Source organism: Chromobacterium sp. Ag138, assembly GCF_055181315.1.
Map to the genome: position 1 here is coordinate 4,841,496 of NZ_JBUPWA010000001.1, position 15,575 is coordinate 4,857,070.

The window sequence follows — 15,575 nt, forward strand, 5'->3', positions numbered from 1 at the left end:
CGAGTGTTACCGTTTATGGCATGCCGCTCGCAACATTGTGCCCCTAGTCCGGGCGCGGCGCCAGCGTGTTGGCATGCCGGGCGCGCCGGCGAGAAAAACGCCGCGGTAGGCGGCGTTTTCTGGCGGGGCGGCGTCAGCGGCTGCGGCCGGTCTTGCCGCCGGGTTTGGCCGGCGAGCGGCCAGTCTGCGGCTTGCTCGAGGCCGGCCGGCCGCCCTGGCCGCGCGCGCCGACGGCCGCGGCCGGCTTGGCGCGCTGGCCCTGCTGCGGCTGGCGGGCGCTGGGGGACTTGCCGCGGTTCATCGGCGCGCCCATCTTGTGGCGCACCGCGGCGGCTTTGTCGCCCGGCGGCGTCGGCGGGATCAGGCAGTGCTTGCTGTGGCCGATCAGGTCGCTGCGGCCCATCTGGATCAGCGCGTCGTGGATGATCTGCCAGTTGTCCGGATGGTGGTAGCGCAGGAAGGCCTTGTGCAACTTGCGGCGGTAGCCGTCGCGCACCACGTCCACTTTTTCCGAGCTGCGGCTCAGGCGCTTCAGCGGATTGCGGCGGGTGTGCCACATGGTGGTGGCCATCGCCATCGGCGTCGGGGTGAAGGTTTGCACCTGGTCCAGGCGGAAGTTGTTCTTCTTCAGCCACAGCGCCAGATTCATCATGTCCTCGTCGCTGGTGCCCGGGTGGGCGGCGATGAAGTAGGGGATCAGGTACTGTTCCTTGCCGGCCTGGCGGCTGAAGCGCTCGAACAGCTCCTTGAATTTGTCGTAGGCGCCCATGCCCGGCTTCATCATCTTGGACAGCGGGCCGTCCTCGGTGTGTTCCGGGGCGATCTTCAGATAGCCGCCGACGTGGTGCTGCACCAGCTCCTTGATGTACTCGGGCGAGCGCACGGCCAGGTCGTAGCGCAGGCCGGACTGGATGTTGATCTTCTTCACGCCCGGCAGCGCGCGCGCCTTGCGGTACAGCTGGATCAGGTGGCTGTGGTCGGTGTTCAGGTTTTCGCAGATGTCCGGGAACACGCAGGACAGCTTTCTACAGGACGACTCGATCTTCGGGTCCTTGCAGCTCAAGCGGTACATGTTCGCGGTCGGGCCGCCCAGGTCGGAGATGTGGCCGGTGAAGCCCGGGGTCTTGTCGCGGATTTCCTCGATCTCGTGCAGGATGGATTCTTCCGAGCGGCTCTGGATGATGCGGCCTTCGTGCTCGGTTATCGAGCAGAAGGTGCAGCCGCCGAAGCAGCCGCGCATGATGTTGACCGAGTACTTGATCATTTCCCAGGCCGGGATGTGGGCGTCGCCATAGGCCGGGTGCGGGTTGCGGGCGTAGGGCAGGCCGTAGACGAAGTCCATTTCCTCGGTGACGAGCGGGATAGGCGGCGGGGTCAGCCACACGTCGCGCTCGCCGTGCATCTGCACCAGCGCGCGGGCGTTGCCGGGGTTGGATTCCAGGTGCAGCGTGCGGCTGGCGTGGGCGTACAGCACCGGGTCGTGGGCGACGGCTTCGTAGGCCGGGATGCGGATCACGGTCTTGGCGCGCTCGGCGCGGCGCTTGGCCAGGCGCTCTTCGCGCGATTCGATGCGGATCACCTGCGGCTTGGACGGATCGATGCCCTTGGTGGCTTCGGCCGCCTGCTCCGGAATTTCCTGATACGGGTTCAGGTGCGGGTCGACGCGGCCCGGGATGTCCACCACGCTAGAATCCATCTCCTGCCATTCTTCGTCCGGGCGCCAGCCGTGCGGCACGATGAAGGCGGTGCCGCGGATGTCGCGCATCTCGGACAGCTTCTCGCCCTTGGCGGCGCGGTGGGCGATCTCCACCAGCGCGCGTTCGGCGTTGCCGTACAGCAGGATGTCGGCCTTGGAGTTGACCAGCACCGACGGGCGCACCTTGTCGCTCCAGTAGTCGTAATGGGCGATGCGGCGCAGGCTGGCCTCGATGCTGCCTATCATCACGCCGACGCCGGGGTAGGCTTCGCGGCAGCGCTGGGCGTAGACGGTGACCGCGCGGTCAGGGCGCTTGTTCGGCTCGGCGTTCGGCGTGTAGGCGTCGTCGGAGCGCGCGCGGCGGTCGGCGGTGTAGCGGTTGATCATCGAATCCATATTGCCGGCGGTGACGCCGAAGAACAGATTCGGCTTGCCCAGTTCGCGGAACGCGTCCGCGCTGTGCCAGTCCGGCTGGGCGATGATGCCGACGCGAAAGCCTTGCGCCTCAAGCAGGCGGCCCACCAGCGCCATGCCGAAGCTCGGATGGTCGATGTAGCAGTCCCCTGTGATCAGGATGATGTCGCAGGAGTCCCAACCCAGCTCGTCCATTTCGGCGCGGGTCATCGGCAGGAACGGGGCGGTGCCGAAACGGCTGGCCCAGTACTTGCGGTAGGAATCGATTGGTTTGGCTTGCGGAGTAGTCATGCGTTCACGTCGAATTCAGGCAGCCGGCCATTATGCCGCATTCTGGCAAAAAAATCAGCATAAACAACCGTTTATTCTCGCCAATCGCCCGCGTGGCGGTAGGGGCTTTGCGCGCGGCGATTTTCCAGGCGAATCAAGGCGCTGGCCGGCCTGCGCCGGAGCGGGGCTGCCGGCGCGGCGGCTTTGGGTGTACCCTTGCCGGTTTGCGCGGCGCGGCAAGCCCGCGCCTCTCGAAATATTGGATGATTGCCGGGATGGGAGACGAAATCATGGCGGAACGCATTGTCGGAGTGAAGGATGGGGATACGGGGCTGGTGAGCAGGCTGGAGGCGGGCGCGGTGCTGCATGTGCCGAATTTCGGCTTTACGCTCGATGCCGCCGAGCAGGCGTTGCTGAACCCGGCCATCGCCGATCCCAAGCGCAAGAACATCAGCCTGGAGCCGGACAACGGCGCGCTGCACGGCGTGCTGGGCGGGGATGACGCGCAGCGCGCGGTGCGCTCGCTGGTGTCCCGCTACCAGCGCGCGGCGGCCGACCTCCTGGCCCGGGTGCTGCCGGAATACCAGGGCAAGACCCGCGCCGCGCCCACCAGCCTGCGCCTGGTGCGGGTGGAAGACCGCAAGACCTCGTGGCGCAAGGACGACAGCCGCCTGCACGTGGACGCCTTCCCGTCCCGCCCCACCTACGGCGAGCGCATCCTGCGCGTGTTCTGCAACATCAACCCGGCGGGCGAGCCGCGGGTGTGGCGCGTCGGCGAGCCGTTCGAGGATATGGCCAAAAAGATGCTGCCGCGGGTGCCGGCCCAATGGCCGGGATCGGCCGCCTTGCTGGCGGCGCTGAAGATCACCAAGCGCAAGCGCAGCGGCTACGACCACATCATGCTGCACCTGCACGACGCGATGAAGGCCGATCTGGCGTACCAGCGCGATTGTCCGCAGGAAACGGTGCCGTTCGCGCCGGGCGGCGCCTGGATCTGCTTCTCCGACCACGCGTCCCACGCGGTGATGTCCGGCCAGTTCATGCTGGAGCAGACGCTGTGGCTGCCGCTGGACCAGATGGACGACCCGGCCAAGTCGCCGCTGCGGCAGCTGGAGCGGTTGACTGGCAGGACTCTGGCATGAGTCTGTCCGCGCCAAACTCGAAATGGGTAACGCGGATTGCCGTTTTGTAGCAAAATGACCTGGTTTTCGCGACCCGGCGCCGCGTTCGCGGTGCCGGGCCCGCCATTTACATGGAAAAAAACAGAAACGGTCGCCTGAACATGCACTCTCCGCAGATATTTTCCCCGATCCAGCTTCTGCCCGACTGGCGTTCCGCCGGGAAGGCGCCCGAGGCCGCCATCCAAGGCGAGACCGTGTCCCTGCGTCCGCTGGACGCGCCCCGCCACGGCGCGGCGCTGTTCCGGCTGTTCGCCGGCGATGACGAGCATTGGGAGCATCTTCCCTATGGTCCGTTCGCCGATGAGGATGGATTCATGACCTGGCTGGCGCTGACCGTGGCGCAGTCGGACACCGCGCTCTACATCGTGTGCGCCAAAGACTCGGAGCAGCCGCTGGGTTTCCTGGGCTATCGGCAGATGGTCCAGGCCCACGGAGCCATCGAGATCGGCCACGTCAATTTTTCGGCGTCGCTGCGCCGCACCCGTTTGGCCACCGAGGCCGTGTTCCTGCTGCTGAAGGCCGCCTTCGAGCTGGGCTACCGCCGCTGCGAATGGCGCTGCGATTCGCGCAACGCCGCCTCCGCCGCCGCCGCCCGCCGCCTGGGGTTCCAGTTCGAGGGCACCTTGCGCCAGGCCATGGTGGTCAAGCGCCGCAACCGCGACACCCACGTGTTTTCCATGCTGGATGGCGAATGGCAGGCCTTGAAGCCGGCTTTTGCCGCTTATCTGGCAAACGGCAATTTCGACGCTGCGGGCAAACAGCGCCGCCCGCTGGCCGATTTTCTGGGCGAGGTTCGTGAGCCGGCCTGACCCGTCCGAGAGCCGGGACCCGTGGCTGGCGCGCTGGCTGCCGCTGCTGCGGGAGGCGGGCAGATTGGGGCCGGTTCTGGAGATAGGCTGCGGCGAGGGCGAGGATTCGGTCGAGCTGCTCGGCGCGGGACTGGAGTTGATCGCCTTCGATCTATCTGCCGGCTCGATTGCCGCTGCTGTCTGCCGCGCGCCCGGCGGCAAGTTTCATTGCAGGGATGTTCGGCAACCGTTTCCACTGGATGGCGTGCGGCCGGGCGCGGTGGTGGCTAGTCTGTCGCTACATTATTTCCCTTGGGACGAAACGGTGGAGATCGTGGAGCGCATCCGCCAGTGTCTGCCGCCCGGCGGCACGCTGCTGTGCCGGCTGAACGCGACCGACGACCACCATCACGGCGCCAGCGGTCATCCGGAAATCGCGCCGGATTATTATCTGGTGGACGGCGCGCCCAAGCGGTTTTTCGACGAGCGGGCGGTGCGCGAGCTGTTCGCCGACGGCTGGCGCATCCTGTCGCTGGAGCACCATGTCAGCGGCAAATACGCGTTGCCGAAAGCCTTGTGGGAAGCGGCGCTGGAGCGGGCGGACTGAGTCCGCCGGCTCCGCGCGGCCGGCGGCTGGAGCGAGGAATGGGCCGCTTGGCGAAAATGGCGGAAAAATCGGTTACAATGGCCGATTCGCTATCCAGACCCACAGCCAGAACATGAGCACGGAAAACAACGCGCCGGTTGTCAACAACTTCATTCGCAGCATCATCGACGAGGATCTGGCCACCGGCCGCCGCAGCTCGGTGGTGACCCGCTTCCCGCCCGAGCCGAACGGCTTCGCCCACATCGGCCACGCCAAGGCGATCTGCATCAACTTCGGCCTGGCCGAAGACTACAACGGCCAGTGCAATCTGCGCATGGACGACACCAATCCGGAAAAGGAATCGGACGAGTTCGTCGAGGCGTTCAAGCAGGACATCTCCTGGCTGGGCTTCAAGTGGAACGGCGAGGTGCGCTACGCATCCGACTATTTCGACCGCCTGTACGGCTACGCCGTCGAGCTGATCCAGGCCGGCAAGGCCTATGTGGACGATCTGTCCGCCGAGGAAATGCGCCAGTACCGCGGCAACCTGACCGAGCCGGGCAAGAACAGCCCCTACCGCGACCGCACGCCGGAAGAAAACCTCGACCTATTCACCCGCATGAAGAACGGCGAGTTCCCGGACGGCAGCAAGACGCTGCGCCTGAAGATCGATATGGCCTCCGGCAATATCAATCTGCGCGATCCGGCCATCTACCGCATCCGCCGCGTGCACCACCACCGCACCGGCGACAAGTGGTGCATCTACCCGATGTACGACTACACCCATTGCATCTCCGACGCCATCGAGGGCATCACCCATTCGCTGTGCTCGCTGGAGTTTGAAGACCATCGCCCGCTGTACGACTGGGTGCTGGACAACATCAGCATCGGCCACCATCCGCAGCAGATCGAATTCTCCCGCCTGGAACTGCTGTACGCGCTGACCTCCAAGCGCAAGCTGCAGGCGTTGGTCAACGACGGCGCCGTCACCGGCTGGGACGATCCGCGCATGCCCACCATCGCCGGCATGCGCCGCCGCGGCTACAGCCCGGCCGGCATCAAGCTGTTCGCCCAACGCATCGGCGTGTCGAAGAGCGAAAACATCATCGACATGGCCATCCTGGAAGGCGCGGTGCGCGAGACGCTGGAAAACGACTCGCCGCGCGTGATGGCCGTGGTCAATCCGCTGAAAGTGACGCTGACCAACTACGACGCCGCCGTCACCGCCAGCCGCAGCGCGCCGTTCCATCCTCACCATCCGGAATTCGGCGAGCGCGACGTGCCGATCGCCCGCGAGATCTGGATCGAGCGCGACGACTTCGCCGAAACGCCGCCGCCGAAGTGGCAGCGCCTGACCGCCGGCGGCGAAGTGCGCCTGCGCTACTCCTACGTGATCAAGTGCGACGAGGTGGTGAAGGACGCCAATGGCGAGATCGTCGAGCTGAAGTGTTCGATCGACCACGACACGCTGGGCAAGAATCCGGAAGGCCGCAAGGTCAAGGGCGTGATCCACTGGGTGTCGGCCGAGCATGCGATCCAGGCCGACGTGCGCTGGTATGACCGCCTGTTCACCGAGCAGCGTCCTGACGCGGTGCGCGGCGAGGATGGCGAATACGTCGACTTCCGCCAGTTCCTGAGCCCGGACTCGCTGAAGCTGGTGCCGGCCTTCGTCGAGGCTTCGGTGCTGCAGGCGGAACCGGAGTCGCGCTTCCAGTTCGAACGCCTGGGTTACTTCGTCACCGACCGCTACGAACACCGGAAGGGCGACAAGGCGGTGTTCAACCGCACCGTCGGTCTGAAGGACAGCTGGAAGTAAATCATCGCAGCGCTGCCGGATGGCGAGCCCCAGGGTTCGCCATTTTTGCATGCGGAAACGGTTTTCGGGCGCGAAGCCCGGCTCATAAGGAGAAAAAAATGCGCACCGAGCTCAAATCCATCGCCGCATCCTTGCTGGCCGCCGGCCTGCTGTCCGCCTGCGCGACGCCGCCGGGCAAGGGCAATTACGACAGCGGCAAGGTCTACAAGATCACCATCCTGCACACCAACGACCACCACGGCCGCTTCTGGCCCAACGCCGACGGCGAATACGGCCTCGCCGCGCAGAAGACGGTGGTGGACAAGGTGCGCGCCGAGGTGAAGGCCGAGGGCGGCTACATGCTGCTGCTGTCCGGCGGCGACATCAACACCGGGGTGCCGGAGTCCGATCTGCAGAACGCCGAGCCCGATTTCCGCGGCATGGACCGCATCGGCTACGACGCGATGGCGGTGGGCAACCACGAGTTCGACAAGCCGGTGCCGGTGCTGATGCAGCAGCGCAAATGGATCCATTTCCCCATGCTGTCCGCCAATATCTACCAGGACGGCAAGCGGATGTTCGATCCCTACGCCATGTTCAACCTGGGCGGCGTCAAGGTGGCGGTAATGGGCCTGACCACCGACGACACCGCCAAGATGGTGAATCCGGCGCAGATAAAGGGCATCGAGTTCAAGAGCCCGATCGCCGAGGCCGCGGCCCTGGTGCCGGAGTTGCGCCAGCAGGCCGACATCGTCATCGCCGCCACCCATATGGGCCACTACGCGGACGGCAATCATGGCGTCAACGCGCCGGGCGACGTGGAAATGGCGCGCGCGGTGAAGGGGCTGGACCTGATCGTCGGCGGCCATAGCCAGAACCCGGTATGCATGAAGGCCGAGAACGTCCGCGACGACGCCTACGTGCCGGGCGCGCCGTGCGCGCCGGACCGCCAGAACGGCGCCTGGATCGTGCAGGCGCACGAGTGGGGCAAATACGTCGGCCGCGCCGATTTCGAATTCCGCAACGGCAAGCTCAAGCTGGCCAAGTACCAGCTGATTCCGGTCAATCTGAAAAAGACGGTGAAGACGGTGAAGACGGCCGACGGCAAGACCGAGAAGGTGCCGTACACCGAGCTGATCCCGGAAGACAACAAGCTGCGCAGCTTCCTCAAGGCCTATCAGGACAAGGGCCAGGCCGAGCTGGGCGTCAAGGTGGGCGAGCTGTCGGCCAAGCTGGAGGGCGATCGTTCCGTGGTGCGCGGCCAGCCGACCAATCTAGGCGTGTTCGTCGGCGAGGCGATGATGGCCAGAACCCAGGCCGACTTCGCGGTGATCAATTCCGGCGGCATCCGCGACTCGCTGCCGGCCGGCGTGGTCAGCTACAAGGACGTGCTCAAGGTGTTCCCGTTCGGCAGCACGCTGGCCTATGTCGACATGAGCGGAGCCGAGGCGCTGGATTATCTGAAGGCCGCGGCGCGGATGACGCCGGGCGCGGGCGCCTTCGCCCAGTTCGCCGGCGTCAGGCTGCGCATCGTCGGCGGCGAGCTGCAGCGGGCCGAGGCGGGCGGCAAGCCCATCGATCCGGCCAAGCGCTACCGCGTGGCGATCAACAGTTTCATCGCCGCCGGCGGCGACGGTTACCCGAAGATGGTCGAGCATCCGGGCTATGTGAACACCGGCTTCGTCGACGCCGAGGTGCTCAAGGACTACGTGGCCAAGCATTCGCCGATCCGGGCCGAGCGCTACGCGCCGGCCGGGGCGGTGACGCGGGAATAAGTTCCTTTCGGGGAAGCGCGGGCCGTCCCGATGCAGGGGCGGCCCGTTTTTATTGCGGCAGGCGCGCTCAGCTTATGATTTCGAAGAACGGGTCGCAGCAGCTGCCGGCCGGCGTGCAGCCGTAGCCGCCGGTCTGGTCCGGCGCGAAGTCGCTTTTTTTCCATTGCTTGTAATGGGCGGCCGTGTAGTAGACGCGGCTGTTGACGTAGTCGTAGACGACGCGGCCGTCCGCTGCGGCGTAGACGTACTGATTGTCGTCAGCATATTCGGCCTGGGTCAGCTCCACGTAACCGGTCAGAGGGATCTGCGCGCCGCCCACCGTGCGGAAGCGGTTGGCGTAGCAATGCCAGCGCAGGCTGTTGCTGATGCCGGCGGTGCGGTTCAGCTGATCCATCGCGGCTTGCCGTCCCAGGTTGTCCAGGTTGGGGCATTGATTCAGATTCAGCCCGGCGATGTCGACTGCCGGCAGGTGGTTGCGTTCGTTGCCGTGCGGCGAGCGGGCGTATTCGGCCCAGTAGGCGGCGTTCATGAGGAACGGGCCGTCCACTTGCGGAGGGTAGAACTGGCCGGCGGCGACGGTGGCCAGCTGGTATTGCAGCAGCGAGGAAGCCATCTGCCTCAGGCCGTTGGTCAGCACCGCGCGGTCCTGCTTGACCTGAGGCACCACCAGGCCGGAGCCGGTATTTCGGACTACGGCCTGGACGTTCGCCGGCAATGCGTTGTAATTGCTGCATTGCTGCGGCGTCCAGCTCGCGCCGAGCGGCATGCGGGCGGACCAGAGCTGGCCGATCGCGTCTTGAGGGCTGGTCCATTTGTCGGCGGCGGCCGCATGGCCGGCAAGGCCGATGGCCAGCGCCGCGGCGGGGATCAGGGCGTGAAGGGCGCGCGGGAAACGCGCGGCGTGTCGTTTGGACATGGAGCCTCCTGGGGAAAGGGGTGTCGGGATGGCGTGTCGTGCGCCGCGGCCATCCTGCCGCCGTTGAATGTGAAAAAGTACTGATCGTTAGGGCGGGGCATGCTTTCTCGCTTTTCCCCCGGCGCGCCGGCGAGCGGGTTTGCCGCCGGTCAAGGAAGCGTTTTTTGTCGCGGTCATCGGTCTTGAGGCGGCTTTCGCCCAAGTGGTATCGTGGTGGCGTTATCGGCGCGGTCCGGACGACGGCGCGCCTGTTCCGTCAGTTTCTCATCCAGGTTGCGATCATGACCAAGCCAAGAGCTGTATATCTGCAATCCGGCGGACCCACCGCCGTTCTTAACGCTTCCGCCCAGGGGGCGATTGAAACCGCGCGCCGTCTGGGACTTTCCCTGTATGCCGCCTACGATGGCCTGGCCGGTTTGCTGGATGATCGCCTGTGCGACACCGACAGCGTGTCCGACACCGCCATCGCCCAGCTCGCCTTCATGCCCGGCGGCAGCTTCGGCGTCAGCCGCCGCATGATAGGCACGTTCGAGGAAGCGCCGGAGGACTGGCTGCGCCTGCGCGACGTGCTGGCCAAGCACGACATCCGCTATCTGTTGATCAATGGCGGCAACGGTTCGCTGGGCTGCGCCGAGCGGCTGGCGGATTTTGAAAAGCATACCGGCTACAAGCTGGGCGTGATCGGCATTCCCAAGACCATAGACAACGACCTGATGGGCACCGACAACAGCCCCGGCTACGGCTCGTCCGCCAAATTCCTGGCCAGCGCGATGCGCGAGGTGGGGCTGGACATGACCAGCATGGGCTGGGGCCGAGTGTTCATCATGGAAACCATGGGCCGCCATACGGGCTGGCTGGCCGCCGCCTGCGCCGCGTCCTCGCGCAGCCCGCAGGAGGCGCCGCACCTGTTGCTGCTGCCCGAGGTGCCGTTTGACCAGGGGCGCTTCCTGGCCGCGCTGGACGCCAGCCTGGCCAAGCACGGCCAGTGCGCGATCGCGGTGGCCGAGGGCATCACCGGCGCGGACGGCCGCTTCGTCGCCGAGGCCAAGAAATCCGAAACCTACGGCCATGAGCAGCTGGGCGGGGCCGGGCATTGGCTGGCCCAGCTGATCCTGCGCGAGCGCGGCATTTCCGCCCACGTGGCCCAGGTGGACTACCTGCAGCGCGCCGGCGGCCATCTGGCCTCGGCCACCGACGTCCGCCAGGCCTACGTGATGGGCGAGAAGGCGGTGGAGTGGCTGCTGGCCGGCAAAACCGGGCTGATGGCCGGCATCAGGCGCCTGAACGATCATCCCTATTGCTGGGATGTGGCCGAAGTGCCGCTGTCGGCGGTGGGGGACAAGGAAAAGCGGCTGCCGCCGGAATTCATCGGCGCCGACGGTTTCAGCGTCACCCAGGCTTTCCTGGATTATGTGAAGCCGCTGATGGAGGGCGAGCGCATCCCGCCGTTCAAGGACGGTCTGCCGGATTACCGCCCGATCGCCTGGCCGCGGGTCTGATTCGCGATTGATGGCGAGAAACGGCCGCCGCGTCGCAGAGCGCGGCGGCCGTTTGCGCGTTTCAGCGCGTAATGTCGCGGCGCGAATGACAGAAGCCGGCGCCGCTCTGTTACAATCTCTTCCCTTTGAATCATCAACCATAGGTTTTTTCGATCATGCTGAGCCTGTACAACACACTGACCCGCCAGAAGGAAGCGTTCAAACCCATCGAACCCGGCAAAGTGAGCATGTACGTCTGTGGCATGACCGTTTACGACCTCTGTCACATCGGGCACGCGCGCATGCTGACCGCCTTCGACGTGGTCTACCGCTGGCTGAAGGCTTCCGGCTACCAAGTCGACTACGTGCGCAACATCACCGACATCGAAGACAAGATCATCAAGCGCGCGCTGGAGCGCGGCATCACCCCGGAACAGCTGGTGGAGGAAACCATCGCCGACATGCGTCAGGACGCCGCCGCGCTGGGTCTGCTGCCGCCGACGCACGAGCCGCGCGCCACCCATCACGTGGGCGGCATGGTCGCGATGATCGAAACGCTGATCGCCAACGGCAAGGCCTATCCGGCCGCCAATGGCGACGTCTACTACGCGGTGCGCGAATTCGAAGGCTACGGCAAGCTGTCCGGCCGCACGCTGGACAAGCTGCGCGCCGGCGAACGCGTGGAAGTGGACCCGAACAAGCGCGATCCGCTGGACTTCGTGCTTTGGAAGGCCGCCAAGCCGGGCGAGCCGTCCTGGGACAGCCCGTGGGGCAAGGGCCGTCCGGGCTGGCACATCGAGTGCTCGGTGATGAGCTGCCACCATCTGGGCGAGCATTTCGACATCCACGGCGGCGGCGAGGATTTGCAATTCCCCCACCACGAGAACGAAATCGCCCAGTCCGAGGGCGCGCACGGCCACCAGTACGTCAACTACTGGCTGCACAACGGCTTCATCAATGTCGATGGCGAGAAGATGTCCAAAAGCCTGGGCAATTTCTTCACCATCCGCGATGTGCTGCAGCACTTCGACGGCGAGGTGATCCGCTTCTTCATCGTGCGCAGCCACTACCGCAGCCCGGTCAACTACACCGACAGCATCCTGAATGACGCCAAGCACGGCCTGACCCGCCTGTACACCGCGCTGCGCGGCATCGAACTGCCGGCGTCCGATGGCATCGACTGGAACAACGCCTACGCCGCCCGCTTCAAGACCGCGATGGACGACGATTTCAACTCGTCCGAAGCGGTGGCGGTGCTGTTCGAGCTGGCCGGCGAAGTGAACAAGAGCCGCGATCCGCAGCAGGCCCGCCTGCTGAAGGATCTGGCCGGCGTGCTGGGCTTGCTCGCGCGCGATCCGGAAGCCTTCCTGCAAGGCGGCGTGGGCGAGGGCGAGCTGTCGGCGGAGCAGGTGGAAGCGCTGATCCAGGCGCGCAAGGACGCGCGCGCCGCCAAGAACTGGGCCGAGTCTGATCGCATCCGCGACGAGCTGACCGCCAAGGGCATCGCGCTGGAAGACGGCGCCGGCGGCACGACCTGGCGCCGCGCCTGATCCGAGGTTGGCCGCTGGCGCTTGTCAACGGCGGCCAAACGGCGGATAATGCGATGTTTCGCAAGCAGTACAGGCAAAACCCCTGTACCCGATTTGAAAGGTAGAGAAATGAAAACCGATATTCACCCGAACTACAAAGAACTGTCCGTTACCTGCTCCTGCGGCAGCCAGTTCGTGACCAAGTCCACCATGGGCAAAGACGCTTTCTCGATCGAAGTGTGCTCCAACTGCCACCCGTTCTACACCGGCAAGCAGAAGATCGTGGACACCGCTGGTCGCGTGGACAAGTTCAACCAGAAATTCGGCGGCTTCTTCAAGCGCTAAGCGCGTTGCCGTATCTGGACCCCGAAAAAGGCAGCCCGCGGCTGCCTTTTTTCATGCCTGCGCCGCATGCGTGGGATAATCATCAGATCCTTAGGAACAACAAGGTGGCAACGGGATGCTGACTTATTCCGCTCAGGCCAGCACGCTGGCCAAGCCGACTGAAAAACCCTGGGTGCTGCTGCTGCTGTGTTTCATCTGGCTGTGGCCCGGCATCCTCGGGCACGACCCCTGGAAGCCGGACGAACCCTTCGTGCTGGCCATCGCCCAAGGCATGCTGGACAGCGGCAATTGGCTGCTGCCCATGCTCAATGGCGCGCCCTATCTAGACAATCCTCCCTTGTATTACTGGCTGGCGGCCGGCTGCATCAAGCTGTTCTCGCCCTGGCTGCTGCCCGCGCACGACGCCGCGCGGCTGGCGACGCCGCTGCTGATGTCGCTGTCGCTGCTGCTGGCCGGCATGGCGGGCCGCGACCTGATCGGCCGCCGCCACGGCCGCAGCGTGGTGATGATCCTGATAGGCTGCATCGGGCTGGTGGAGTCCGGCCATCAGCTGACTCCCATCGTCGCCAGCTTCGCCGGCCTTACCGCCGCCTTCTACGCGCTGTCGCTGACCCTGCGTTCGCCGGGGTTGGCCGGCGCGCTCTTGGGCGCCGCCAGCGTGATGACCTTTCTGGGCGGCAGCCTGGTGGACCTGATGCTGATCTGGCTGGTGGCGGCGATGCTGCCGGCCTTCAGCGGCTGGCGGCGCAAGAATTACGCGATCACGCTGTTGCTGGGCTTGTTGCTGGCGCTGCCGGCCATCCTGGTGTGGCCGATGCTGTTGCAGCGTCTGTACCCGGCGGTGTACGCCGAGTGGTGGGGCGGCTACGCGCTGGGCGGCTCCAGCGGCTTTCGCCATGTCAGGCTGTTTCACGACTTCGGCTATTACAGCCTGAACGTCTTGTGGTTCGCTTTCCCCGCTTGGCCGCTGGCCATGTGGACGCTGTACCGCAATCGCCAGCTGCAGTCTCCCAAGCTGCAACTGCCGCTGCTGTTCACGCTGATGATCGCGGTGCTGCTGACGCTGTCCGACCGCGCCAGCATCACCGACGCGATGCCGCTGCTGCTGCCGCTGGCGGTGCTGGCCGCGGTGGAGCTGGACAATCTGCGCCGCGGCGCCGCCGCCTTCCTCAACTGGTTCGCGCTGATGACCTTTGGCTTGTTCGGCCTATTGGTGTGGCTGGGCTGGGCGGCGATGAACTATGGCTGGCCGGAAGGGTTGGCGGGGCGGGCCCAGTACTTCAGCCCCTTCTACCAGCCGCATGTGTCCTGGCTGCAGGCCGCGGGCGGCCTGATCGCCACCCTGGTGTGGCTGTGGGCGCTGACCCGGCCGCATTTGCGCGGACGGCAGGCCATCACCAACTGGGCGGCCGGGCTGACCCTGTTGTGGGGCTTGGGCATGACCTTGTGGCTGCCCTGGTTCGACGCGGCCAAGAGTTACCGCCCGGTGGTGAACAGCATGCTGCGCAAGCTGCCGGCCACCGCCACCTGCATCGCGACGGAGAGCCGCAACAGCCTGGCCATGATCAGCTGGCGCTACTACGCCGGCACCGACCTGTTGTCCTTCCCGGCCGGAGAGACGCCGCCGTGCGACTACTGGCTGGTGGTGCGCAGCAGCGAGGAGGGCGTGGCCGAGCCCGGCTGGCAGGTGTTGTGGACCGGCAATCGCCCGCGCGAGCAGAACATGACCTTCGCGCTGCTGCAACGCTTGCCGCCGCCGAAATAGCCCAAATAAGCGCTGCCATTGAAATGAAAGCCGCTCCGGACGCACGCCGGGGCGGCTTTTTTCATGCGGCGGGGCGCTATTCGGATTTCGGCCGATGACCGGCGTAGCGCTCCATGCCCTCCACCAGCGCGTCGAACACGGCCTTGCAGGCGCGATTGTGGCGCAGGTCCTCATGCATGGTGATCCAGGTATCCAGGCGCAGCGCGTAATGTTCGGGCAGGATGCGCCGCAAGCCGTCGCGCCGCGCCAGCGGCAGCTGGCAGAAGCCGAGGCCGGCGCCGGCCCGCAACAGCGCCAGCTGCGCCAGGTCGCTGTCGCTGCGCAGGGAGAATCCTTCCCGCGCGAGGCCGGGCATCCGTTTGGCGGCCTCCCTCTGGAAGGCGCTGGGCTGGTCGAAGCCGATCAGGCTGTGCTGGCTCAGATCTGCCACGGAGGCGGGCTCGCCATGCTCTGCCAGATACGCCGGCGCGGCGAACAAGCCGATCTCGATGACGCCGACCGGGCGGGCGATCAACTGCGCCTGCCGCGGCGCCAGCATGCGCACGGCGATGTCCGCTTCCCGCTGCAACAGGTCCTGCGCCCGGTTGCTCAGCGCCAGCTCTATCGTGACCGCCGGATGGCGGCGGCGCAGCTCGGCCAGCATCGGCGGCAGCACCTCCACGCCCACCACTTCGCTGGAGGTGATTCTCACCACGCCGCGCGCCGCATCCCCCTGGCTGGAGGCCATGCGTTCCAGCGCCGCCGCGTGGCTGGCCATCGCCTCCGCGTGAGGGCGCAGCGCCCGGGCCGCGTCCGTCGGCAGCAGCCCGCCCTGGGAGCGGGTGAACAGCGGAATGCCCAGCGCGGCTTCCAGCGCGTCGATATGGCGGCCGAGGGTGGGCTGGGCCTGGCCCAGCGCGCGCGCCGCCGCGGAGAGCGATCCCTCCCGCAGCACGGCGAGGAAGGAGCGGTACAGCTGCCAGTCTATCGTGGTGTCCATGCGTAAATGTATGGAATGTATGCTGTTTTAGTCAATTCCGTATTGATTCGCGCCGTCA

General features: G+C 65.9%; 12 protein-coding genes. 9 read left to right on the top strand and 3 right to left on the bottom strand.

What is annotated here, in order from left to right:
- Positions 1 to 133 precede the first annotated feature (133 nt).
- Positions 134 to 2,401, bottom strand: a complete 2,268-nt coding sequence (locus ACY3GB_RS22470) for a YgiQ family radical SAM protein (RefSeq protein ID WP_463090694.1) — start codon at positions 2,399 to 2,401, stop codon at positions 134 to 136.
- Positions 2,402 to 2,670: 269 nt separating this feature from the next.
- On the opposite strand from ACY3GB_RS22470, the gene ACY3GB_RS22475 reads away from it, so the two are divergent.
- The 5 genes from ACY3GB_RS22475 to ushA all read left to right on the top strand — a co-directional run bounded on the left by ACY3GB_RS22475 (position 2,671) and on the right by ushA (position 8,505).
- The gene (locus tag ACY3GB_RS22475) at positions 2,671 to 3,522 is read left to right on the top strand and encodes a Kdo hydroxylase family protein (protein ID WP_463090695.1); all 852 of its coding nucleotides are present in this window, start codon (positions 2,671 to 2,673) and stop codon (positions 3,520 to 3,522) included.
- 233 nt (positions 3,523 to 3,755) lie between these two features.
- Positions 3,756 to 4,370 carry a GNAT family N-acetyltransferase gene (locus ACY3GB_RS22480; protein ID WP_463090696.1) on the top strand — a complete coding sequence of 205 codons (615 nt, stop codon included), beginning with the start codon at positions 3,756 to 3,758 and terminating at the stop codon, positions 4,368 to 4,370.
- Entirely contained in the window at positions 4,357 to 4,956 is a 600-nt protein-coding gene (locus ACY3GB_RS22485; protein WP_463090697.1) for a class I SAM-dependent methyltransferase, read from the top strand. Before ACY3GB_RS22480 ends, ACY3GB_RS22485 begins: the two co-directional genes overlap by 14 nt.
- Before the next feature lie 112 nt (positions 4,957 to 5,068).
- Complete coding sequence (locus ACY3GB_RS22490) at positions 5,069 to 6,751, top strand: glutamine--tRNA ligase/YqeY domain fusion protein (protein WP_463090698.1); 1,683 nt, start codon at positions 5,069 to 5,071, stop codon at positions 6,749 to 6,751.
- 98 nt (positions 6,752 to 6,849) lie between these two features.
- Positions 6,850 to 8,505, top strand: a complete 1,656-nt coding sequence (gene ushA, locus ACY3GB_RS22495) for a bifunctional UDP-sugar hydrolase/5'-nucleotidase UshA (protein ID WP_463090699.1) — start codon at positions 6,850 to 6,852, stop codon at positions 8,503 to 8,505.
- 67 nt (positions 8,506 to 8,572) lie between these two features.
- On the opposite strand, the gene ACY3GB_RS22500 is transcribed toward ushA, so the two are convergent.
- Entirely contained in the window at positions 8,573 to 9,421 is an 849-nt protein-coding gene (locus ACY3GB_RS22500; protein WP_463090700.1) for a hypothetical protein, read from the bottom strand.
- A gap of 281 nt (positions 9,422 to 9,702) precedes the next feature.
- Here ACY3GB_RS22500 and ACY3GB_RS22505 point away from each other — a divergent pair, with 281 nt between their 5' ends.
- The 4 genes from ACY3GB_RS22505 (at position 9,703) to ACY3GB_RS22520 (ending at position 14,538) form a co-directional block, all read left to right on the top strand.
- Entirely contained in the window at positions 9,703 to 10,920 is a 1,218-nt protein-coding gene (locus ACY3GB_RS22505; RefSeq protein ID WP_463090701.1) for a 6-phosphofructokinase, read from the top strand.
- A gap of 155 nt (positions 10,921 to 11,075) precedes the next feature.
- Positions 11,076 to 12,449: a cysteine--tRNA ligase gene (gene cysS / locus ACY3GB_RS22510; protein WP_463090702.1), complete on the top strand. Its 1,374-nt coding sequence runs from the start codon at positions 11,076 to 11,078 to the stop codon at positions 12,447 to 12,449.
- Between the two features lie 108 nt (positions 12,450 to 12,557).
- Complete coding sequence (rpmE, locus tag ACY3GB_RS22515) at positions 12,558 to 12,773, top strand: 50S ribosomal protein L31 (protein ID WP_021478681.1); 216 nt, start codon at positions 12,558 to 12,560, stop codon at positions 12,771 to 12,773.
- Positions 12,774 to 12,888: 115 nt separating this feature from the next.
- Positions 12,889 to 14,538 (top strand): ArnT family glycosyltransferase, encoded by a 1,650-nt coding sequence (locus ACY3GB_RS22520; RefSeq protein ID WP_463090703.1) that lies wholly within the window; start codon positions 12,889 to 12,891, stop codon positions 14,536 to 14,538.
- 76 nt (positions 14,539 to 14,614) lie between these two features.
- Here the strand turns inward: ACY3GB_RS22520 and ACY3GB_RS22525 are convergent, their stop codons facing one another.
- A complete protein-coding gene (locus tag ACY3GB_RS22525) occupies positions 14,615 to 15,517 on the bottom strand; it encodes a LysR family transcriptional regulator (protein WP_463090704.1) in 903 nt (300 codons plus the stop codon).
- Between the last annotated feature and the right edge of the window lie 58 nt (positions 15,518 to 15,575).